This is a genomic window from Tepidanaerobacter acetatoxydans Re1 (assembly GCF_000328765.2).
In the GTDB taxonomy this organism is placed as follows: Bacteria; Bacillota; Thermosediminibacteria; order Thermosediminibacterales; family Tepidanaerobacteraceae; genus Tepidanaerobacter; species Tepidanaerobacter acetatoxydans.
The window spans coordinates 919,378-940,473 of record NC_019954.2 but is presented as its reverse complement, the minus strand read 5'-3'; the positions used below and the strand labels follow the sequence as shown (position 1 = coordinate 940,473).

Genomic DNA, 21,096 nt, shown 5'->3' with positions numbered 1-21,096 from the left:
TCTGATTTATAATCACAATAATATTTGAGGGGGTCATATTTTTGAAAATTAAGCCACTAAAACTAAAGCGGGACAAAAAACAACCAAAAAAATCAAAAAATATTACGACCAATGTCAAGAGCAGCTTAAGAACTAAGCTGGCAGCTTTCTTTGTCCTTATGTCAATTATTCCTCTTATATGCATGGGTGCTGTAGTTACATATATATTTAGGGATGCAATCACAAGCGAAGTCCAAGATAAGGCAAATATAATAGTAAATAACTTAAATGACAACATAGACCTTTTCATTGAACAAAACAAAAACCTTGTTGCTTTTATCGCAAGTACTAAAACCGTAAGGACTATGGATCAAGACCAAATATCTTCGTTTTTGTATGACGTAGCTCAGCAAAACCCTCAAGTTCTCCGCATATATGTTGCAAACATTGAAGATCAAAGTGTTTTTGCCGTGCCTTTTGCAACTTTTCCGGATAACTATAATCTTGCTGATGAGGCTTGGTACAACGGTGCTTTAGAGGCTAAAGGAAATTTCATTTCTAATGTCAGGGTAGACTCTATGTCTGGAAACTCTATTGTTTCGATTTCCAATGTTATTTTATCAGATACTGGCCAACCTATTGGTGTAATCAGTGCGGATGTATCTTTGGTAAGTTTGACGCGAATAGTAATGAATATGAAAGTAGGCGAAGAAGGCTTTGCTTTTATTACCGACAAGGATGGTACCGTAGTAGCTCATAAAGATTACAAATTTGTTAAAGCCCGAGAAAATTATTCAAAATATGACTTCGTAAAAAAGGCCTTAAATTCCGAAAAAGGATTTACTACATATACGGATGACGAAGGAAAAGAGCAATTCGTAGCCTTTGGCAACTATAAGCTGCTGGACTGGGGAATATTTGTACAGCAGCCTACAGATGAAGCTTTTGCCCATATATCGTCTATAACTAAAACTGTTGCAACTATATCTTTGATAGTTGCACTCATCAGTCTTGGCTTAAGCATGCTGCTTGGACGTATTATAACGAACCCATTACAAGCTCTGCTTCATGTTACACAAAGTGTGGCCAATAATGACCTTACAGGTGTTGTAAAATTAAAAGACAACACAGAAATCGGTGCACTTGCCGCTTCGTTTGATACGATGACCTTACATTTAAAAAACTTGGTTCAAGAGGTCATTGTTGCTGCTGAAAATCTCTCGGCTTCGGCTGAGGAGCTTGCTTCCGGTGCCGAACAAAGCTCATTATCAGCTCAACAGGTAGCTGAAGCAGTGGAGCAAATAGCTGTAGGAGCCAATGATCAGGCCAAAAAATTAGAAGAAATATCCGAAGTTGTAAATCAACTGGTTATCTCCAACGGCAATGTAGAGGAAAATGCACGCTCAACAGCAAGTTCAGCAGAGAATATGACGCAAAAGGCACAGGAAAGCCAGCAGAAAATTCGCCTGTCTAAAGATAAAATGGATTCAATAAAAACATCAGTCGATGATTCAAATCGAATAATGGAGGATCTTGACGTAAAACTGCGCGAAATAGGCAATATTACCAGTATTATAAGTGAGATTGTAGACCAGACTAACCTGCTCGCTTTAAATGCCTCAATTGAAGCAGCCAGAGCCGGTGAGCACGGCCGGGGCTTTGCGGTTGTAGCCGATGAAGTACGCAAACTTGCCGAGCAGTCTGGTGAAGCGGCAAAAGAAATATCAAATATAGTTAAGACTATCCAAAGCAGCAGTAAGTTTGCCGTAAACTCCATGGCTGACAGCAAAAAGGAAGTAGAGGAAGGGCAGGAGCTCATTCAAGACATAAATGACCATATTGATACCCTGATAACAGAAATAAACAAGGTTGCAGACAGAGCTAAAAATATTTCAAGTGAATTGGCGGAGCAATATAGTCATATAGATACCATAGTCCGCATGATTTATGATATATCCAGTATTTCCCAAGAAACTGCTGCCGGAACCCAAGAGGTTTCAGCTTCAACAGAAGAACAAACAGCTACTATGGAAAGTATATCCGCATCATCTCAAGATTTGGCAAAGCTTGCCGAAGATCTCCTAGTGCTTGTTAACAAGTTTAAAGTATAAAAAGAACTTTACTCCAATTAAAAATACCGGTCGTGATATTCTGTAAATCACAGCCGGTATTTTTTACTTTAAGCTTTAGAAGGGCCCGCTGTTTTAAGCCCATTAAATCCCATTTGACGCAGTGCTTCATAAACTACGATAGCAACAGAATTCGACAAATTTAGAGAGCGGGCTTCATCCGTCATTGGAATTCTGATACATCTTTCACGGTTAGCCTTAAGAAGCGGGACCGGAAGCCCCGCCGTTTCCTTTCCAAATACCAGATAGCAGTCAGGTTCATAACTTACATCCGCATAGCACTGCTTTGCCTTTGTTGTTAAAAAATATTTGCATCCGCCGGGGTTTTTCTCCTCAAATTCCAAATAACTGCCATAATATCTCACATCCAGCAACGACCAGTAATCAAGCCCGGCCCTTTTTAAATATTTATCGTCTAAGCTGAAACCCAAAGGCCCTATAAGGTGCAGCACCGAATCAGTCGCAGCACAAGTTCTGGCAATATTGCCAGTGTTTTGAGGTATTTCAGGTTCCAATAACACCACATGCAGCATTAAAAAATCATCTTCCTTCATATTTTGTTAGTTCGTTATACTTACTGATTTCCTTACTCTCTTATCAAAATAACATAATCTGTCATATCCAAAATCCTTTACAAACTCCAAAGCCTTATCAAAATCCCGACCTACATCTTCCGGGATATGAGCATCGGAATTCAGTATTATTGGCACATCATATTTTTTAAAATATTTCATAAGAAGCGGTGAAGGGTATAGTTCTCCAACAGGTTTTCGCAGTCCGGCGGTGCTGACTTCCGCACATAAGTCCATACTGTCGATGGCTCTTGCCAATTCATCATATCTCTGGCTCATGTCCTTTTGTGCTTTATATCCAAATACCTTAATGACATCAGGATGTGCGATAATGTCAAAAATTCCCGACTTTACTGCCATCAGCAATACATCAAAATACTCATCATACACTTTATCCACATCAGAGGTTTCCCATTCATGAATTAATGCCGGATGGTCGAAGCCAAAATCTCCCAGCCAATGTACAGAACCCAGTACATAATCGAAGGGATAGGAATTTGCAAATCTTCGTATATCATCTTCATATTCCGGCGTATAATCCAGCTCTATGCCTAATTTTACCGGCAAACCCAAACTCTTGGCTTTTTCCACTACTTCTATGTAGTCTTGGATGCTTTCCGCAGCTTCCCCGGCAGTCCACTCACCTCTAAAGCCGTCACTTGACAGCAATCCAACTGACTCCTTGAATCTGTGTCCATGTTCTGAAAATCCTATCTCAATAACACCTCTTGCTGTTCCCACCTCTATGAATCTTTTAATCCAGTCTACAGTAAACGGTCCTTCTTCCAGATGGACATGAAAATCTCTAAACTCCATGAACTTCTCTCCCTACATCAAATTTCAAAATCTAATATTGGCTCACACACCTTGCCCAGATTTTCTATTTTATTATAACACAAGATACTTTTATCGTAACACTTCATACGATGTATAGAAATGAAAAACCCGGGAGATTTAATCCCGGGTAATTATTATCGCGTTTTTACCTGATTTTTATGCCCTAGTTTTAATTTTCGGGAAACCGAATGCTATTGCCAAAAGTCCCATCACAGCCAAGAGGTAAGGATAATACAGTGTCGGCATTATCTGCAGAGGCGACAGACCTGACAGCTGTCCTGCAAGCAAAAGCTGTGCTCCATGGGGTATAATACCCTGCCATACACATGAGAAAATATCCAGCATACTGGCACTGCGCCTGGGATCAACTCCGTTTTCATCTGCTATCTGTTTCGCCATGGGCCCTGTTATAACAATAGCTACCGTATTGTTAGCCGTGCATATATCGGCAACTGATACCAGTGCTGCAATGCCAAGCTCAGCACCCTTGGCGCTTTTGATTTTACTGCTGATGGCATTTAACAGATAATCAATCCCGCCTTCCTTAGAAATCAAAGCAGCAAGGCCGCCTATCAAAAGTGAAAGTATGAATATCTCCTGCATTGAAGTAAAACCTTCATAAATTGTCTGAGTAAATGCTATAAGGGTAAAACTGCCATCAATCAGGCCAATAATTCCACCTAAACCAATACCTATTATGAGGACTAAAAAAACGTTCATTCCCATTAATGCAAGAACTAAGACAGCAATATATGGAATAATCTTTATAAGGCTGTATTCCAGTTCTGCCGGAATCTGTCCGCTGGTGCCGAAGATTATCATTACTATTATTGTTATTATTGCAGCAGGCAGTGCTATCATGAAGTTCATTATAAATTTATCTCTCATTTCGCATCCCTGGGTACGGGTGGCTGCAATCGTCGTATCGGAAATCATTGAAAGGTTGTCGCCAAACATGGCTCCGCCTACTACTGCTCCAACGGCTACTGCTAAAGGAAGCTGTGCTTTCATGGCCATATCTACTGCAATTGGCGCTACGGCACTGATAGTTCCCATGGAAGTTCCCATAGCTGTAGCAACAAATGCCGCAATTACAAAAAGTCCCGGCAAAATCAAACTTGGCGGTATAATTGAGAGTCCGAAGTTTACAGTTGAGTCAACGCCGCCCATGGCACTTGCCACTGCCGAGAAACCTCCGGCCAAAAGGTAAATTATGCACATTATGATGATATTGCTTTCGCCCACACCGCTTACAAAAGTGTCCATCTTTTCATCCATACTGCCTTTACCTATCATAAAAGCCACAATAATACCGACTACAGCCGCAACAGGAGCCGGCAGCTGATAAAATGCAAAGTCGACACCCTTTGCGTTAAAATAGATTCCGGAGCCTAAAAACAATGCTAAAAATACTACTAACGGCAGTAGTGCAACTGGATTACCTTTTTTCATTCAAATCCTCCTTTTTTTATTTAATTTTTTATTTAGTTTGCCGGCCAATTAACCAGACCGGCAAACTAAAATCTGTATTGAAGATAATTATACCATAATCCTGATATTCCCGTCACAAAAACTTTAGATTATTTTACATTGTTTGTTTTTCAACTTCTTTTAAAGCCTGATCCAAGTCTGCGATAATATCTTCCACATCTTCGATGCCGACCGAAAGTCTTACCTGCCCATCGGTAATGCCTGCCTTCAGCCTTTCCTCACGCGGCACCGGCGAATGTGTCATAGAAGCCGGATGCTGGATAAGCGAATCAACACAACCCAGACTTACGGCAAGTGTTATCATTTTTACGCTATTCATCAATACTTTACCTGCTTCAAGACCGCCTTTCAGCTCGAAGCTCATCATGCCGCCAAAACCGTCCATTTGTTTCTTTGCCAGTTCATACTGCGGATGTGATGGAAGGCCCGGATAGTAAACTTTATCAATCAACGGATGTTTTTCCAAGTATTCCGCTACCTTTTGTGCATTGGCACAGTGCCGATCCATTCTAACTCCTAGAGTTTTAAGTCCTCTCAGTAAAAGCCATGCATCAAAAGGCGATAAAATTCCGCCAAAATCCTTTAAATAAGGTATGCGCATAGTATCTATCAGTTCCTTGGGCCCGATTATCAGGCCTGCAAGCACATCGCCATGCCCGCCTATATATTTTGTGGCACTGTGAACAACTACGTCAACACCGTGTTCGATGGGGCGCTGCAGATAAGGCGACATAAATGTGTTGTCAACTATAATAATTGCACCGTGTTTATGAGCTATGTCGGAGGCACCTTCCAAATCTACAAGCTTCATTGTGGGATTTGCCGGAGTTTCTACATAAATTACTTTAGTGTTAGGTTTCATTGCGTTTTCGATGTTTTCCAAATTAGATGTATCCACCATGGTTACCTCAATACCGTATTGCGGTAAAATCTCGCTTATAAAACTGTGGGTACATCCATAGAGGGCATCACCTGCTACAATATGATCGCCTTTCTTCAAAAGCGTTACAAGTGCGGTGGAGATTGCAGCCATGCCGGAAGCTGCGCCGATAGCTGCTTCTCCGCCTTCCAATGCGGCGACTTTTGCCTCAAGCTCGGTTAAAGTAGGGTTGCCGAGCCTTGTGTAGATATAGCCCTCCTCCTCGCCTGCAAACCTGCGTGCACCTTGGTCCACATCCTTAAACACAAAGGTAGAAGTTTGATAAATCGGAGTTACATGTGCTCCGGTAACAGGACAGGGCTTTTGTCCCGCATGAATAGCTTTTGTATTAAAACCTTTCACTTTACCGTCCATAGATATAACCTCCCATTATAGATTTATACTTTCAACTATATTATAATGCAAGATATGTGCCAACGGTAGAAATGCCATGTGTATATCCACCTGGTAAGAATTTTAACCACAAAATGAAAATTTAGTGGTTAATTATTTTACCATTGGAAAATAAATTTACCACTAAATGTCTTCTTGATTTATTTGATATTGTTTCATCTTGTTGATTACAGTAGCATGAGATACACCCAAAGCCTTGGCGGCTTTTCTTATACTTGTATGCTGCCTCAGTGCGCTTATTATGGCCTGTTTTTCGGTCTCAGCCACTATCTCCTTCAAGGTTCTTTGACCTGCCGTGCCGATAATGGCTGTGGTTTTAAAATCATCATGCTGAAATAATAAATGATAAGACTCTATTTTGCCATTGCAGAGATTCATTGCCCTTTCTATGACATTGGACAGCTCCCGTATATTGCCCGGCCAATCATAATCCATCAGGCACTGCATAGCCTCATCGCTGATATCCGGTGCCTTTTTATTCATTTTATATGACAGTTTTTTGATAAATGCATGTGTCAGAATGGGAATATCTTCTTTTCTTTCTCTCAAAGGCGGTATTATAAGAGGAATTACATTAAGTCGATAATACAAATCATCGCGGAACTGGCCGCTTTTCATCAATTCTTCCAGATTTCTGTTAGTAGCCGCGATAATCCTTACATCAATAGGTATTTCCTCATTGGCACCCACCCTCCTGATTTTATTTTCCTGCAAAACCCTGAGCAATTTCACTTGCAGGTGTGTCGAAAGCTCACCTATCTCATCAAGAAACAGCGTGCCTTTGTCGGCATACTTAAACATTCCCTGTTTGCCGCCCTTTTTTGCACCTGTAAATGCTCCTTCCTCATATCCGAAAAGTTCACTTTCCAAAAGGGTATCAGGCAGTGCCGCACAATTTACCGCAACAAAAGGTTTATTTCTCCGCGGGCTTGCCATGTGGATGGATCTTGCAAAAAGCTCTTTCCCCGTTCCGCTCTCACCTCTGATAAGCACCGTAGAATCCCCTTTGGCCACAATCCTTGCAAGTTCTTTTACCTTAGTAATTTCTTTGCTTTCCCCTAAAATTTCATCAAAGGTTATCATGGGAGGCTGTGTAAAAGTATGGACAAGTTCTATAACACTTTCAATATCCTTTAGCGAAGCCACCGCGCCGATAGGGTTGCCGTCCTCGTCAAGTATGGGCCGGCCTGATGTGATATAATGGCTCTTTAATTTCTCCGTATTTATAATCATCTCTTCATTATCATAGCTCTCCCCGGTGACTATTGTCTTTAACATGGGAATATCTGCGGAAATAAGGTCTGCAATGTTTTTACCCAAAGCATCTTCTGCCCTGACCTTTAATATCTTCTCCGCCGCCGGATTAAAAGTAGTGATTATACCCTTGGCATCAATTGCGATTATACCTTCACCCGTAGCATCCAGCACAGCCTTTATGTGTTTTTCACGTTTTTCCTGTGGCAAAAGTTCTACACGGCTTACTTCAATGACATCCTTTTGCGCTCTTAACTCATTCAGCAAATCAGACAAAGGTATCTGAAAATTGCCGTCAATTTTGATACATATCAAGCCTGGGCTGACCTCTAAAGCCTTGAGGTTTACCCTGTATTGGTAGAGCAATCTTAAAATATCCAAAACCATACCTACTCTATCTTTCGTTGATATTTTCAGCCGAATACTACCGCCATTCAAGGCTTTCACCTCGCCAATTCATTATACAATCTTCAATCTTATAGAAAAAGTCCGGTATAAAAACCGGACTTTGCTTTTCCCTTTTATTAATATCCGTTTTGGGCCGAACGATGGTTCTGATAACAATCGCTGCAGTATACGGGTCTATCATTTCTGGGTTTAAAGGGAACTTGTGTGGTTGCTCCACAGTCGGCGCAAACTGCGTCATACATTTGTCTGTTCTGCCTTCTCTGGCCGTTGCCGTTCATTCTTTTTTTACGCGCATCGCGGCAGTCCTTGCATCTGATGGGTTCGTTCTCAAAACCCTTCTCAGCATAGAACTCCTGCTCACCTGCAGTGAAGACAAACTCATTGCCACACTCTTTACACACTATTGTTTTGTCCTGAAATGCCATTAAAAAACCCCTCACTTTGAAAAAGTTGTATTGGCATTTTCTTAGCTGACCTGGTTTTTCCCAAAAACGCCGTATACCGCCGAGTGAAACAGTCACTCTGGGAGTCGCTTCGCCTCCGGCCCTGGCATCGACTTTCAACCACAGACCTAAGTTATGCCTTACCACTAATTATAACCGCATTTGTTAGAAAATGCAAGAAAAATAAATCACTTCACAAAAAAATATTTAGCCAAAACTTTTTAATATATAAAAGCGCAGCAGCGGTTACTTTTTCGTATCGATAAAAGCCCCGTCCCGAGCACTTTTGCCGATAATCCCATATCCTTTCAAAGCATTTTCGGCCTGCTTTAAATTACTGATATCATCCTTGAGTTTGGAAAATAGTTTTTGCATAACTGCGGTGTTTTCTGTATCAAGCTGCTGTATTTTTTTTAAAAAAACTCCGATATTATCATAAGCTGCTTTCAACATTTTGCTCTCATCAGCGATATATTCCTTAAATGCATCAGTATTTCCTTCAAAAAGCGAGAGCAGTTGGCCGTCCAGAGAGTCAACCTCTTCCATCAGCCGCTGCCGTGAATTTAAAATTTTTAATAACTCCTCGGTGTCATCTTTTTTAAGAGCATCGGAAATGTTTTGAGTATATTTATATAAAGTTTCAAGCTTCTCCAGTTTGCTTTTCAGCAACCCTGCTATATCATTATCCATGATTTCGCTGCTCCCCGGATTATTTTTCACGCATTTTTCTTTAATTTTAAACAGGCCTCGCCCCATGTATCCTTTAGCTCGGATAGCATTGATTCGACAATATCCAATGTGTTGATATCTTTTTTTACGTTTGCATCAACCAACTGCCCGTATAAAAAACCATAAATTTCCATGAGATTCTCCGACAAATCATAGCTCATATCCAAGCTGCATTCAAGCTCGGCTATGATATCCTGTGCCCTTGAAATATTGTAGTTGGCACTTGCTATATCATCTTCGGCAATATTTTTTCGGGCAAGTTTGACGAATTTTATCGCACCTTCAAAGAGCATTATCATCAAACGTTCAGGAGATGCTGACATTATTGAATTATATCGGTATTGTTCATAAGCATTGGAATTTATCAAGAAAGAAGCCCCCTTTTCTCTGCAAAGACCTAACTGTAATTACTAAACTGCATGCTCAGCCACATACTCTGCTGATTGGCATACTGTATCGCCTGTTCCATTGCGGTAAACTTTTGCCAGTAGCGTTCTTCGGTTTGGACCAGCTTTTCTTCCAAATTCAAAATGCGATCTTCCATGTCCCGAATCTGCTTGCCGAGAATACTGTCATCATATATCTGATATTCTCCGCCGCCGGCTTTTTCGGTAATATCTTGGATTCCGCCTTTAAGTATGTCGTAAAACCTGGTTGCCACACCCTGAGAGCTGGAATCATCTCCGGAGGCATTAAACAGCTTCATAACCCCTTCCGGATCCTTTGTAATGGCATCTCGAAGTTTTTCCTCATCGATATACAGCTTGCCTTTTTCTTTCCAATCATTGGTAGTAATACCTATGGCAGACAAGGTATTCATTCCTTTTGCAAGGCCCGACACCGGAGTTGATACTGCTGAACGAAGTTTCCTCACAATACCGTCAAGCAGCGAATCAGACCTTAAAAGCCCGCTTTTTGCCTTCTCCTCCCAGAGCTTTATGTCGTTTTCACTCATTGCACTTTTCTGCTCATCGGTAAGGGGAGGAAATTTTCTGTAGCGTTCCTCGGAAAGCTTTCCGTTAATCATGTCGATGGTTTCATTGTAAAGTTCAACATACTTTTTGATGCTCTCTACCGCCGCATCGGCATCGTTTTCCAGCCTAAAGGTTGCTGCTTTGCCGGCTTCCATGGTTTCCTTCAAACTGAAACTCATGCCGTTTACAGTAAAATCATTGGCAGATTTTTCAACAACGGTATTATTTAAGACTATACGGGCATTTTGGCCCACTGCTTCAGCTGCATTAAAGCCCAGTGCATTAAACAGACCGCTGTCTTCGGTTATTTCGATCTTTGCTCCAAGGCCTGTTTCCTTTGATGTCAGAACCACCTTATCTGTAAGTGTATCATAGCGCGCCGTTACCCCTATATCTGCAGTGTTGTTGATTTTATCAAGAATAGTCTGAAGGCTTGCATTAGAATCAAATTCAAATGCTTTACCGTTTATATTAAAAGATATGGTACTCCCTTCGATGCTGCCGGATATCTGAGATTTTAGAGAGGTATTAAGCTTCAGGGGACTGTAAGCTGCCCCATCGGCAAAACCCAGTGTTGAGAGCGTAGTGTCGCCTTCTGCTGCATTTAATGTTATGGGGACCTTATGAAAGTTTTCGGCAGGCTGAATTGTAAGCTTGTTGTTTTGGATATTTACTTGCACCCGCTTTATGCCGCTTATGGTATCCCCGTTGCCATCGCCCTGCCAGCCGAAGGCCGTATTTATTGCCTTTTCGAGGTCCTGCGCCAGAGCTTCTAAATCATCGGCATTTGATGTATCATAATTTCCAGCATCTAATTCAACCGTCTTTTTTACACCGTCTATCGTCACAGAAAACTTGCTGCCGCCGGTGATTTCTATCTGGCCGGAAAGTTCTGCTCCTGTTAAAGGCTTTGTGACAGCCTTTGAGCTTTCAAGCCTTGCATAGCTTGCTATCTGCTGCACCTCTACCTTATAATCGCCCGGCACCGCACTTGCTCCCGGTGATACGGAAAAATACTTGCTAAAGTCCGTACCGTCATTCATGGTCCCTACAGCCTTATATTTTAGATAAGAGCTCGAAAGTTTCATATCAAAGGAGGTATTGTACAGCGACCGAAGTTTTAGATTGATGTCGCGGTAGTCTGCCTTCTGCCATTCCATGATTTGCTTTTGCTGGTAGAGTTTGTCTACCCGCGTCCGTTCAGCTTTCATCAGATCAGATACAATCTGGTCTATATCCATGCCCGAGACCAAACCGCCTATTCGCATGGGACTGTATGACATCCTTTTTCACCTCCCCTATGGTTTTATATAATCAAACCTACACCTTCTCATCAACTATCAACCCTGCCTGCTTCCAAAGACCTGCAATAAGGTCCAAGAATTTTTCCGGTGGGATTTCGGATATAAGCTCATGGCTTACTCTGTCGACTATCCTGACCATAACCCTTTTGGTTTCATCGTGTATTTTAAACTCCAGGCGGGTAGGCGTAAGCTCTGTCGGAATACTCTTTAAGCTGTCAATGATCAGGTCAGAATCCTCTTTGCTCAAAGCCATTTTAAAGTCTTTTACCGTTGGGTTTGCCTCTCCTGCAGCAGCAGAACCGATAGCATTTTCTACGGAATTCCCCTGAGATTTGCCGATAGGATGTACATCCATATGACCGGAAAAAGATAAATCTATCCTCAAATCATACCACCCCGCATATCATGCAGCCCGGCGGAAATCCGCCGGGCATGCCAAATCTAAATAAGAGCTAAAGCTTAACCTAAAAGCTTAAGCACAGTCTGGGGCGCCATATTGGCCTGAGCCAGCATAGCAGTTGCAGCCTGAGTCAAGATGTTCTGCTTGGTGAATTCCATCATTTCCTTGGCCATATCTACATCGCGGATACGACTTTCGGCTGATTGTAAGTTCTCAGCGGAGGTATCAAGATTATTAATAGTATGCTCAAGACGATTTTGGTATGCACCGAGTTTGGAACGTTCTGTTGAGACTTTACTAATAGCATCGTTTATGACGGTAACTGCTGCCTCGGCTGCAGTCGCATCAGATACACTTATTGATGTCAAGCCTGTAAAAGCATCTGCTCTCATGTCGCCAATGCTTATAGTCATATTTTCACCCTCATTGGCGCCAATCATTAAACTGATTTGACCGGTTGCATCGACTGTAAATTCATTATCAGCGCTTATATCAGCTATTTGGCTGTTAATTGTAACCGTAATTCCCAAAGAACCGAAAGTTACATCTTTTGTTTCAAAATCTGAAGGTACACTGCCATAATTAATTGTCTGAGAATCAGTTCCGTCACTTAGTGTAATGGTACTATCAGTTGTGTTAACTTCAATACTATAATCACCTGCTGCTGCACCAGTTATCTTGATGTTTGAAATACCATTTGCTGCTGTCAAACTTGCTCCAATATCTGTTACGTTAGCGTTCAAGCTGCCATTTAGTAACTTTTTTTGATTAAATTGAGTAGTATCCGCAATTCTTGTTATTTCACTTTGAAGCTGAGCTAGCTCTTCTTGAACTGCATCTCTGTCGACCGTTTCATTAGTGTCATTTGCTGCTTGAACTGCAAGCTCTCTCATTCTCTGCAGAATTGAATGTACTTCAGTTAATGCACCTTCTGCAGTCTGAATAAGCGAGATACCGTCCTGAGCATTCTTTGATGCCATGTTAAGGCCGCGAATCTGTGCTCTCATCTTTTCGGAAATGGCAAGTCCTGCAGCGTCGTCGCCAGCCCTGTTGATTCTATAGCCAGATGACAGTTTCTCAAGCGATTTTTGGACATTGGTGTTGTTGATTGAAAGCTGGCGGTGAGTATTCAGCGCCATAATGTTGTTATTAATTCTCATTAATTATTCCTCCCTGATTATTTTTATTTTCCCGCATCCCTGCGGGCAATTTTTTTCGACCGGCCGGATCGAAAATTGTCTATTCACTCTTATTATCGGTATATAGGTGTAATCCTTTAATCCCATAATCTTCGGTTTATGCCGATTTTAGCCGTTTTTTAGCATATATCTTGAAATTTGTCCATAGTTTGGCTTGTTTTTAGGTTGCTCTATGACAACTTTTTTAGGCACAACAATAAATTTATTCGCAGAACTGAAAATATGCCATTGACTATCTCCTTTACCTGAAGGAACACAATGCAGATATTTATACCTTACGCTATCATGTTCGGGATATGTGACTGCTATTTTCTTTGCAAATGGATAATAAATTTTATTACCTTCACTATCTTCAAAAATTACGTCCCATGCTTTACAAACGGTAACACCGTTAACTCTCGAGTAAATTTTGATTACGTTAATCCAATTTATTATCACAATCAAGACCTCCTTTCGTTAATTTAGTATATAAACGATAAAATGTTTCACCTCCTAATTACCATTCATCAATAGTATAGTCAAAATTAAAAAATATCTAACAAGACCTTAGCATTTATTTTCATGACATGAGGACGTTTCGTTTGTTATGTTTTCGACTTAAGTTATTTCTCCTGTTAGATACCAGTTATTTTCTTCCTAAAACAAAAAAACCGCAGAATGCGGTTCAAAATTCTTTTAAATGCTTTCAAGGAAAGTGCAAAAACTTTTTAGTTTCTCTTCGATTTTGCTGTAGACATCATCTAAGTTATCCACTAATGGTTTCATCTTCTCTGGAATAAAATTGTGGGCATATACATTTCTGACTATATGTCGAAATGCTCTATAATCATCCAATTTACTTCTTAAATCAACATCTATTACTGCTGGTCTTATTTTTGGAATATCTGCGGTCATCTGCCGTAGTAATTCTTGGTGCCAACTAGCTCCAGTCGGTATTGTGCCATCCATATTTTCTGCTATCAATTGGAAAAGTCGTTCTAGACCGCCATAAAAATCATGGAGGTTTAAAGCAGCACTATCTAATAATAAGGAATCTGATTGACTATAAGCTTTTTCCCATGCTGCTTTAGCACGTTCAACGCTTGAGTGGATCTCCGACATTTCCTGCTTTATTCTAGCTGAAAGAGTTAGATATCTGTTAATCATACTAGAATACCCCCCTTTTCAATATTCTCCCGTAATGAAGAGCTGCAGTCTTCAATATCTACCACGTCTATACTAAAATCCGATGCGAGAGAAGTTACTTCGCCCACGGATTTATAGAAAAGTTCAGGTGGAATCCCTTTGACAGCTATATCTATATCTGACCATAAATTAAACATTTCTTTATTTGCAAGAGAACCGAATACCCATACTTTTTCTGCTTTATATTTTTGATGAAGGATTGCAGCTGCTTTTTTGGCGATTCCCCAAGCTTTTTTATATCTTTTCTCCAGATATTGTTTTTTAACTTCAACGGTCTTTTTTAGGTGTTCTTTATATTGTATCATTTCTTCCGATGTCATTATCATCTCCTCATTTCTTTTGAAAATATTATGGTTCCAGTTTTTCTGATTAATTTCATCAATTGAATATACTTTTATACTTCCCATGAAGAATCTACACTACAGTCCCGAATAATTGATTATATCCTATAAAAATCTATAGATATCCTTTAAATCATCTTTTACAATTTTATATATTATTTTAAAATCTATATCGCCATATTGATGAGCTATTATATTTCTAAGACCCATCATATTTTTCAAGGGCTGTTTTAAATCTTCCCGTATTACTTTTTCTTTTGTAAGAATGTCTGCCATATCAGAAAAAACTGCCGGTTCTTCCATGCCTTCGTCAGAAATAATATGTGAGCATGTATCTATAGTATTTTGCAATAGTATGAAAAGATTATGTCAAACGATATCTTTCGTATCATCATCACTTAAAAATTCATCTAATGATATATTGCTCTTTAGGAGAATTCTGTCAATGTGGTATCTTATCAAATTTACTTTTTTAGAAATAATCTCTCTATTTACCATTTAACAACTCTTCATTTATTCTTTTTTTTGTTGATTCATAATAATCCTTTGGTCTTGATAAAAATAAAAATTTCTCACTCTAAAATTAGTTAAGGTTTTCTGATCTTTGTTTTTTATAGGTATGCCATCGGTAAATATCTGATGATTTAAAAGCGGTGGGGCATCGTTCATGATTACTATATCAACAGGCATTTTTAGGGCCTGCTCCAGTTCACTTTTATAATTCATCTTCAATCTAAAGAAATCCTCTTCACAGGTAGGAGATAGATATATGCCCAAATCAATGTCACTATTGTTTCTTGCTTTATCTCTTGCCAAGGATCCGAAAAGGAAAGCAAAAACAATTCTTTCTTTAGATGAAGTGTATGCTTTTAACTTTTCTACAATTGTATCTTTATTCATCACAATCGCCCTCTGTTAATCTCTTTGGTGGCATTGCTATAAAAGCCCTGCTTCTTCGTCATCCTGAAGGCTTTGCCTGAAGGATCTTGTTTAAGATTCCTCAGACGCTTTGCTCCTTCGGAATGACAGAAAAATGCTTTTATTTATCGTGGTACGGACACTGCATGGAAATTCTAAAGTGCAATTATGCCACCATCCTTTATAATGGCGTCTTTTTATAAATTCTTTAAGAAGAAGCTGTACTTACTGAGAATATTATACCATAAAAATACATTTTTATATATAAAGTTTACTTTGTATCCTTCTTGTTGCCCTGTAATGCAGCTTTATCTACACTCTTTTGTATAGAATTCGTTGATATAGCAGGCCTTGTTAAGGGAGCCAATCGAGGTGAGGGGCTTGGGAATAAGTTTCTTTCACATATTCGAGAGGTTGATGCAACTATCCATGTTGTTAGGTGTTTTGATGACCCGAATGTTGTTCATGTAGATGGAAATGTGGACCCAATAAGGGATATAGAGATAATTAATCTTGAGCGAATAAAAGATGCTCTTGAACGGAATTTGCCGGCACATTCGTTAGAATTTACTCCTGAGGAGCAGGAAATCGTAAAACATATGTTTTTGCTAACATCAAAACCTGTGATTTATGTGGCAAATGTCTCTGAAGATGATTTAATGTCAGTCGAGGAGAATGAATATGTAAAAAAAGTTGAAGAGTATGCTGCTAAAGAAGGTGCTGAGGTTATAGCAATCTGCGCTAAAATAGAGGCAGAGCTTGCAGAACTGGCTGAAGAAGAAAGGAAGGAACTGCTTACAGAATACGGTCTGGAAGAACCGGGGCTTGACAGGCTGATAAAAGCCGGTTATAAACTTTTGGGCCTTATAACCTTCTTTACTGTAGAGTCTAAGGAAGTCCGTGCCTGGACTATTAGCAAGGGCACTAAAGCACCTCAAGCTGCCGGTAAGATTCATACTGACTTTGAACGTGGCTTTATCCGAGCCGAAGTTGCGGATTATAATGTTATAATGGCTCATGGCAGTCAACAGGCCTTGCGGGGAAAAGGGCTGCTGCGCTCTGAAGGCAAAAATACGTCGCTTTATGTCATGACCCATTTCGGCAGTGTAGTAGTCGGTATGATTAAATGGCAGCACCAAGCTTTCGTAAATACACGATCCCAGCCGTTCGGACAGAGTCTGCCTCACAGGTTCAAACAATCCTTCATCCGGGGTGAAAACACTGACAATGGGCGTTGCCGGTTCCGGTGTTCTTACTTTTCCCATAACACATCCCTCTCCCCGACTGCAAAGCAATCTTTAGTAAATCGGCCATACATATACTTAAATTCATCTAAAATATCTAAGGAAGCTACTGCGCTAAAAGCTCTTAAAGATAATCCTATAGAATCAGGCTTAATTTGTACAATTGCAACAGTCGAGTTGTGTTCTTCCCTTCAAGCAATACCGAATAAAGAGACTCAGAAATTGGAACTAAGAAATGTAAACCGCAAATGTTTATATTTCTACTTCTACTTTCTCGATCTAGAGTTTGGTTTCATGCATATTAAACTACAATCATGGTTTCCATTTATGGTTCAGGTATATATAAACGGCAGAGAGTATCTGACAAAAAAATTAGATAAAGAGGGTATTGAATACAGGCGATATGATAACAGTTTTACATATATTTCAGACATAGAAAAAGCACAGGAAATAGCCAATAAAATAGAATCAGTTAAGCTTACCGGCAGGCTGGATGCAATTGTTTCAAAGCTAAATCCATATTTATCTACTATACAGGATACCTTTAGTATGGGGTATTATTGGTGTGTAGACCAGTGTGAGTATGCAACCGATATAATGTTTAATAACCGGAAAGATTTAGAGGAGATTTATCCCTCTCTGGTTGAACATGCGCTGGGTTCCTTGGCAGATGTAGTCCCTGCAGGTGAAATTATTAAAGAGATAGAAAATGTTACTCAAAGAAAAAGGAGAAACAATAGATACCAGTCAGGTTTTAATGTTTGGTCCCCTGAAACGAGTTTAAATAAGATGCACTCCGAAAAAACTCCCGCATAAAATACTCTTCTATAATCGTTGGTATACCTGGCTTAGGGTGCTTGTGCTTATAAAAAACTTGGTTTTTTTGTTTGTTGTTGTAGGACAATAATATAAGTATGTGTAATAAACCGACATATTTCTTGATTTGCCGGATTTGTTTTTTCTACATACTTGTCAAAAAATTCTCTTACAGTTCCAGGCTTTTCATTTTTAACAAATATCTCAAAAAGTTTCCTGAAGACCTGTCCATATCCGGGTTTTGCTATAAGTAACTTGGTGTATTCTTGTACAGCATCATGCAGTTGGCCCAATTTTTCATAACAAAAAGCGATCATATATCTTGCTTTATAACTTCCTGTGCCTGCTGTGGTATTTGCCATTCCGTTATACTCACCTGCATTGAAATATTCCACCCCCAGATTGACATGCTGGAACTTATCATTAGGATTTTTTAAAAGGTAATCTAAAAGCATTGTTATATCTGCTTTGCTTCAACAATATTATATAAGTATTCTTCCCATTTCTTCGCTATAATTTTTGCATCAAAATCCAGTGCTGTCTGCCTGCCTCGTTCCGATAATAATTTTCTTAATTTTCCGTTGGAGATTAATTCGATTATTCCATACGCTAAGGAATCAATATCTCCCGGTTCAATTAACAGCATTTTTATATTAAATCTTCACGCAAGTAATGAGTATTTTCATCTTCTACATAATGTGGCAGATGTAACACTTCTACCGCCTTGTTATAACCCTCCCAAAAACCCAAGGTTTCTGTCTTCAATGGTTCCTATGACAGCTGCCCTATCCAAAAATGAATTTGCAATTTCACAGCTTGTTTCTGGAAGAAGGGCGCAGCTGTGACATGCGGCGTAATTTAAGGAAAAGGCTTCCTGCGGAGTCAGGCGAAGCTGTGTATATCAAAATGCCTGCCATTTCCATATTCTCCTGCTCGTCATCAAAGCTGCTGTATATGCGTTCTTTAAGAGCAGCTGAAGAATAGCCGCATTGAAGGGTCAACTGTCGAATTAATAGGTGGGAAATTGTATGCAGCAGAACATAGTGCTGATACCGCTTTATTTTTTTCTTTATCGCAAATTTCTCCTTTATTCTTCAGGGTATTAAACCGCTGCATAAGCATTGCTTTATTAGCCAGTCTCTAGCATGTAGCCAAGAATATTTAGAAATTGTTTTATGCATATTTAAAGATGTAAGACGGTTATGTAAAATTATGATGATTTTTCATGTAGTTATAGCCGATTTACTACAGTGTATGTCCTATTTAATTTGTTATATTTTTCCCAAATCCCAAAATTTCCGATGTAAAAATCAGTAGGTTTATTTATTATGCTTCCAGGAACAAAACAAAAATTATTAAAGTCAATATATTGCCCGGCATAACTGTTATTTTGCTGATTTGAGCACCATTTTCGACCGACTAAAGGCTCTATTTTACCGTTAGCATCTAAGCCATCAGCGATGGTATGCGCAAGCAACCTTGCATGATCGGGCAAAGATACTACAGGTCTTTCTTCTTTCTCCTTAAATCTTATATCTTGTCCAAATAATGTATTGCCATCGTTTTCAGATATTGAAATAAGCTTCACATCTCCCCACCCATATCCTCGCTCACCGCCTAGCTGCAAATGTTCCATAGCCTTTTGCCAGGCAAGATCACAACCTTCTTTTGCAAAGATGTAGCCTAATAAAAATACTGGTTCTCCTGTATCTATAGTGTTAGGTGAAAGAAACTCTGTTTCCCACAGCATACCTCTAGATGCCGACTGCTGAGGATAGGAAAGGGCAGTGCCTGCGTAACTTGACAAAAACCGATATCTAAAAGCAGCCTCATTTTCCCAAGACCAAAATATCTGATAACTGTTATCTTTGCGAAGTGCCGGATAAAAATAAGTGAAAGCCAGATTGCGGTGAACTTCCTTGCCAACCTCTTGATACTGGTAGGAGTCTTGGGCAGCAACTCCATTTTTTACCATATATCGAGTAAGACGCATAGTAAGGGCTCCCCACAATACCCGCCCAATTAAATAAGGGCGCGCGAGCTGCAGATTACCGATTTTGCCCCATCCAACATGCACAGGTGAGCAGACTTGAAAGATAATTTTATAGATTTGCCAAGACATTACCTTCACTCCTTAAGCTCTGGCTTTAGCTCCGTAGCGGGCGTAAATTAACATCTTTTCCAGGGTATCTTTTGCTAAAAGCAATGGTTCAAGTTTTGCTGTTACCTCGTCATTTATAAAGTTTAATACATCATCTAATTTTTTTACATCACGTCCGTTCCACTCAAAGCCGAGATTTTTCAGTAAATCTAGCATTTCTTCTACAACTATATTGCCATTTTCCTTCTCTTTAGCTAATAAGTAGAGAAAACAGGCATAAACGCCGTCTTCCTGCAGCACCCCTAATGCTTTAGTTACAGTATTGTCTACACTATTCGGATTTATCTTTTTGTTGTCTACCAGTCTTTGCACAACAGCTTGTCCTTTTCTGGCAGCTAATCTGTCTAGGTTAAGAATTTGTGCTGAGTTATTCACCGCTATACCCCTTTCCGTATCTCTCTTCTATTGGATCGCCTATCATTGCCATACGACCGAAACCTCTAGTGCCCATACCACCTACCCCTAGCCACTCAATCATATGCAACCCAGCTTCCACTACTGACAAGGGTCCTAACCAAGGCTTCCCGGGTAATACATTACCTTTAAGTGTTTTTGTGCAATCTTGTTTTGTAAGGGGCCAAGCTTCACGATAATCATCTAGCACTACATCAGCCGTAAGGAAAGTAGCACGAGGAATTGCTTCATAGGTAAATAAGGCTTTCTCTTCAGCGGCTCCGCGCCAAGGGTCAATAGCCACCGACGTGCGCACTTCTAGATTGCTGTTAACTATTTGACTAAAAAGAGTTTCCTCCACCAAAACTAAGTGATTACCTGCCTCATTCCATGCTGCTTTATTCCAGTTCTTTGGCGGTATAACAGTTACCCTGCCGCTAACATTTAACATAAGCCAACCCAAATTGAGAGGTTCACTGCGTTGCCAGCTTACAAAAATCTCATCAAGCTCCCAATTATCTAAGAAAGCTCTGTCTTCTTCCTTGCCATTACTAAAAGAGCTATTTTTAACAGTAAAACCCGCCTTACTCAAACGCTTATAAGAACTTACCCATACCGGACCTGCCATGGAACATACCGGAAAAGCTAATATATGAGCATCAAAAATATTGACTACTCCGGAGTATGCTTTAGTTTGATTGCCCTCGTCATCAGATTTGATATAACCAAAGGTATAGCATATCGGATTTTGATCAGGATCTTTTACATCCTTGTGATTTTGTCCGGCAGCTTCTGGATTTTCATACAGCTGAGATGCGTAAGCCCTTGCAGCTCCGTGCAAACTAGTACCGGGAATTTTAGGAACGCGGGTTCCCGGCTCACGCACAATGCTGTTGTCTACCCTTCCCAGTCGATAACCACCTGTTCCTATATGTACAGGGTCAGTTACCATAAAAAGATAGCGCTGTCGCTTATAAGTAGCCATG

General features: G+C 40.0%; 23 protein-coding genes and 2 pseudogenes. 2 read left to right on the top strand and 23 right to left on the bottom strand.

Going from position 1 to position 21,096, the window contains the following annotated elements; genetic code table 11:
* Window positions 1-41: 41 nt before the first annotated feature.
* Window positions 42-2,090, top strand: coding sequence for a methyl-accepting chemotaxis protein (locus TEPIRE1_RS04375; RefSeq protein WP_013777964.1), 2,049 nt, complete (start codon window positions 42-44; stop codon window positions 2,088-2,090).
* Between the two features lie 68 nt (window positions 2,091-2,158).
* On the opposite strand, the gene trmL is transcribed toward TEPIRE1_RS04375, so the two are convergent.
* The 16 genes from trmL to mntA all read right to left on the bottom strand — a co-directional run bounded on the left by trmL (window position 2,159) and on the right by mntA (window position 15,478).
* Entirely contained in the window at window positions 2,159-2,641 is a 483-nt protein-coding gene (gene trmL, locus TEPIRE1_RS04370; protein WP_015295119.1) for a tRNA (uridine(34)/cytosine(34)/5-carboxymethylaminomethyluridine(34)-2'-O)-methyltransferase TrmL, read from the bottom strand.
* Between the two features lie 27 nt (window positions 2,642-2,668).
* Window positions 2,669-3,496 (bottom strand): histidinol-phosphatase, encoded by an 828-nt coding sequence (locus TEPIRE1_RS04365; protein WP_013777962.1) that lies wholly within the window; start codon window positions 3,494-3,496, stop codon window positions 2,669-2,671.
* Window positions 3,497-3,673: 177 nt separating this feature from the next.
* The gene (locus tag TEPIRE1_RS04360; protein ID WP_013777961.1) at window positions 3,674-4,969 is read right to left on the bottom strand and encodes a Na+/H+ antiporter NhaC family protein; all 1,296 of its coding nucleotides are present in this window, start codon (window positions 4,967-4,969) and stop codon (window positions 3,674-3,676) included.
* Between the two features lie 133 nt (window positions 4,970-5,102).
* Entirely contained in the window at window positions 5,103-6,302 is a 1,200-nt protein-coding gene (gene megL, locus TEPIRE1_RS04355) for a methionine gamma-lyase (RefSeq protein WP_013777960.1), read from the bottom strand.
* 162 nt (window positions 6,303-6,464) lie between these two features.
* Entirely contained in the window at window positions 6,465-7,982 is a 1,518-nt protein-coding gene (locus TEPIRE1_RS04350) for a sigma-54-dependent Fis family transcriptional regulator (protein ID WP_015295118.1), read from the bottom strand.
* A 137-nt stretch (window positions 7,983-8,119) separates the two neighbouring features.
* Complete coding sequence (locus tag TEPIRE1_RS04345; RefSeq protein ID WP_013777958.1) at window positions 8,120-8,428, bottom strand: zinc-ribbon domain containing protein; 309 nt, start codon at window positions 8,426-8,428, stop codon at window positions 8,120-8,122.
* Window positions 8,429-8,692: 264 nt separating this feature from the next.
* Window positions 8,693-9,136, bottom strand: coding sequence for a flagellar export chaperone FlgN (gene flgN / locus TEPIRE1_RS04340; protein ID WP_013777957.1), 444 nt, complete (start codon window positions 9,134-9,136; stop codon window positions 8,693-8,695).
* Window positions 9,137-9,162: 26 nt separating this feature from the next.
* Window positions 9,163-9,543, bottom strand: coding sequence for a flagellar export chaperone FliS (fliS, locus tag TEPIRE1_RS04335; RefSeq protein ID WP_013777956.1), 381 nt, complete (start codon window positions 9,541-9,543; stop codon window positions 9,163-9,165).
* 29 nt (window positions 9,544-9,572) lie between these two features.
* Window positions 9,573-11,432 (bottom strand): flagellar filament capping protein FliD, encoded by a 1,860-nt coding sequence (gene fliD, locus TEPIRE1_RS04330; protein WP_013777955.1) that lies wholly within the window; start codon window positions 11,430-11,432, stop codon window positions 9,573-9,575.
* Between the two features lie 37 nt (window positions 11,433-11,469).
* Window positions 11,470-11,838, bottom strand: coding sequence for a flagellar protein FlaG (locus TEPIRE1_RS04325; RefSeq protein ID WP_013777954.1), 369 nt, complete (start codon window positions 11,836-11,838; stop codon window positions 11,470-11,472).
* Between the two features lie 74 nt (window positions 11,839-11,912).
* The gene (locus tag TEPIRE1_RS04320) at window positions 11,913-13,013 is read right to left on the bottom strand and encodes a flagellin N-terminal helical domain-containing protein (RefSeq protein WP_013777953.1); all 1,101 of its coding nucleotides are present in this window, start codon (window positions 13,011-13,013) and stop codon (window positions 11,913-11,915) included.
* Window positions 13,014-13,160: 147 nt separating this feature from the next.
* The gene (locus tag TEPIRE1_RS04315; RefSeq protein WP_013777952.1) at window positions 13,161-13,490 is read right to left on the bottom strand and encodes a hypothetical protein; all 330 of its coding nucleotides are present in this window, start codon (window positions 13,488-13,490) and stop codon (window positions 13,161-13,163) included.
* Window positions 13,491-13,727: 237 nt separating this feature from the next.
* Complete coding sequence (locus TEPIRE1_RS04310) at window positions 13,728-14,198, bottom strand: ribonuclease toxin HepT-like protein (protein WP_013777951.1); 471 nt, start codon at window positions 14,196-14,198, stop codon at window positions 13,728-13,730.
* Window positions 14,195-14,644, bottom strand: coding sequence for a nucleotidyltransferase family protein (locus TEPIRE1_RS04305; protein WP_231848322.1), 450 nt, complete (start codon window positions 14,642-14,644; stop codon window positions 14,195-14,197). Before TEPIRE1_RS04305 ends, TEPIRE1_RS04310 begins: the two co-directional genes overlap by 4 nt.
* A gap of 39 nt (window positions 14,645-14,683) precedes the next feature.
* Window positions 14,684-14,935, bottom strand: a complete 252-nt coding sequence (gene hepT / locus TEPIRE1_RS13385) for a type VII toxin-antitoxin system HepT family RNase toxin (protein ID WP_081460105.1) — start codon at window positions 14,933-14,935, stop codon at window positions 14,684-14,686.
* A gap of 156 nt (window positions 14,936-15,091) precedes the next feature.
* Window positions 15,092-15,478, bottom strand: a complete 387-nt coding sequence (gene mntA, locus TEPIRE1_RS04295) for a type VII toxin-antitoxin system MntA family adenylyltransferase antitoxin (protein ID WP_013777949.1) — start codon at window positions 15,476-15,478, stop codon at window positions 15,092-15,094.
* Between the two features lie 344 nt (window positions 15,479-15,822).
* On the opposite strand from mntA, the pseudogene TEPIRE1_RS14435 reads away from it, so the two are divergent.
* Window positions 15,823-16,611 (top strand): annotated as a pseudogene (locus TEPIRE1_RS14435) (redox-regulated ATPase YchF); the annotation flags it as partial.
* Here TEPIRE1_RS14435 and TEPIRE1_RS14430 read toward each other — a convergent pair.
* The 7 genes and pseudogenes from TEPIRE1_RS14430 to cmr4 all read right to left on the bottom strand — a co-directional run.
* Window positions 16,579-16,761: pseudogene (locus tag TEPIRE1_RS14430) on the bottom strand (DUF4416 family protein); the annotation flags it as partial. The pseudogenes TEPIRE1_RS14435 and TEPIRE1_RS14430 overlap by 33 nt on opposite strands.
* An 842-nt stretch (window positions 16,762-17,603) precedes the next feature.
* The gene (locus TEPIRE1_RS04285) at window positions 17,604-18,011 is read right to left on the bottom strand and encodes a tetratricopeptide repeat protein (RefSeq protein WP_023211402.1); all 408 of its coding nucleotides are present in this window, start codon (window positions 18,009-18,011) and stop codon (window positions 17,604-17,606) included.
* Between the two features lie 2 nt (window positions 18,012-18,013).
* Window positions 18,014-18,202, bottom strand: coding sequence for a glycosyl transferase (locus tag TEPIRE1_RS04280; RefSeq protein WP_015295111.1), 189 nt, complete (start codon window positions 18,200-18,202; stop codon window positions 18,014-18,016).
* A gap of 163 nt (window positions 18,203-18,365) precedes the next feature.
* On the bottom strand, window positions 18,366-18,557 hold the full coding sequence (locus tag TEPIRE1_RS14425; RefSeq protein ID WP_015295109.1) for a DUF1998 domain-containing protein: 192 nt from the start codon (window positions 18,555-18,557) through the stop codon (window positions 18,366-18,368).
* A 230-nt stretch (window positions 18,558-18,787) separates the two neighbouring features.
* Window positions 18,788-19,678 (bottom strand): hypothetical protein, encoded by an 891-nt coding sequence (locus TEPIRE1_RS04275; RefSeq protein WP_013777947.1) that lies wholly within the window; start codon window positions 19,676-19,678, stop codon window positions 18,788-18,790.
* A gap of 12 nt (window positions 19,679-19,690) precedes the next feature.
* Entirely contained in the window at window positions 19,691-20,092 is a 402-nt protein-coding gene (locus tag TEPIRE1_RS04270) for a hypothetical protein (protein ID WP_013777946.1), read from the bottom strand.
* Entirely contained in the window at window positions 20,085-21,095 is a 1,011-nt protein-coding gene (cmr4, locus tag TEPIRE1_RS04265) for a type III-B CRISPR module RAMP protein Cmr4 (protein ID WP_013777945.1), read from the bottom strand. The genes TEPIRE1_RS04270 and cmr4 overlap by 8 nt, the downstream gene beginning before the upstream one ends.
* Between the last annotated feature and the right edge of the window lies 1 nt (window position 21,096).

What these genes read in the sequence shown, in the direction of transcription:
- megL (WP_013777960.1), bottom strand. Translation starts at nt 6,302, where the DNA reads ATGGACGGTAAAGTGAAAGGTTTTAATACAAAAGCTATTCATGCGGGA.
- fliD (WP_013777955.1), bottom strand. Translation starts at nt 11,432, where the DNA reads ATGTCATACAGTCCCATGCGAATAGGCGGTTTGGTCTCGGGCATGGAT.
- TEPIRE1_RS04305 (WP_231848322.1), bottom strand. Translation starts at nt 14,644, where the DNA reads ATGGGAAGTATAAAAGTATATTCAATTGATGAAATTAATCAGAAAAAC.
- TEPIRE1_RS04280 (WP_015295111.1), bottom strand. Translation starts at nt 18,202, where the DNA reads ATGCTGTTAATTGAACCGGGAGATATTGATTCCTTAGCGTATGGAATA.
- TEPIRE1_RS04275 (WP_013777947.1), bottom strand. Translation starts at nt 19,678, where the DNA reads ATGTCTTGGCAAATCTATAAAATTATCTTTCAAGTCTGCTCACCTGTG.
- TEPIRE1_RS04360 (WP_013777961.1), bottom strand. Translation starts at nt 4,969, where the DNA reads ATGAAAAAAGGTAATCCAGTTGCACTACTGCCGTTAGTAGTATTTTTA.
- TEPIRE1_RS04320 (WP_013777953.1), bottom strand. Translation starts at nt 13,013, where the DNA reads ATGAGAATTAATAACAACATTATGGCGCTGAATACTCACCGCCAGCTT.
- flgN (WP_013777957.1), bottom strand. Translation starts at nt 9,136, where the DNA reads ATGGATAATGATATAGCAGGGTTGCTGAAAAGCAAACTGGAGAAGCTT.
- cmr4 (WP_013777945.1), bottom strand. Translation starts at nt 21,095, where the DNA reads ATGGCTACTTATAAGCGACAGCGCTATCTTTTTATGGTAACTGACCCT.
- mntA (WP_013777949.1), bottom strand. Translation starts at nt 15,478, where the DNA reads ATGAATAAAGATACAATTGTAGAAAAGTTAAAAGCATACACTTCATCT.
- TEPIRE1_RS04365 (WP_013777962.1), bottom strand. Translation starts at nt 3,496, where the DNA reads ATGGAGTTTAGAGATTTTCATGTCCATCTGGAAGAAGGACCGTTTACT.
- TEPIRE1_RS04285 (WP_023211402.1), bottom strand. Translation starts at nt 18,011, where the DNA reads ATGCTTTTAGATTACCTTTTAAAAAATCCTAATGATAAGTTCCAGCAT.
- trmL (WP_015295119.1), bottom strand. Translation starts at nt 2,641, where the DNA reads ATGCTGCATGTGGTGTTATTGGAACCTGAAATACCTCAAAACACTGGC.
- TEPIRE1_RS04345 (WP_013777958.1), bottom strand. Translation starts at nt 8,428, where the DNA reads ATGGCATTTCAGGACAAAACAATAGTGTGTAAAGAGTGTGGCAATGAG.
- TEPIRE1_RS04350 (WP_015295118.1), bottom strand. Translation starts at nt 7,982, where the DNA reads ATGGTTTTGGATATTTTAAGATTGCTCTACCAATACAGGGTAAACCTC.
- TEPIRE1_RS04310 (WP_013777951.1), bottom strand. Translation starts at nt 14,198, where the DNA reads ATGATTAACAGATATCTAACTCTTTCAGCTAGAATAAAGCAGGAAATG.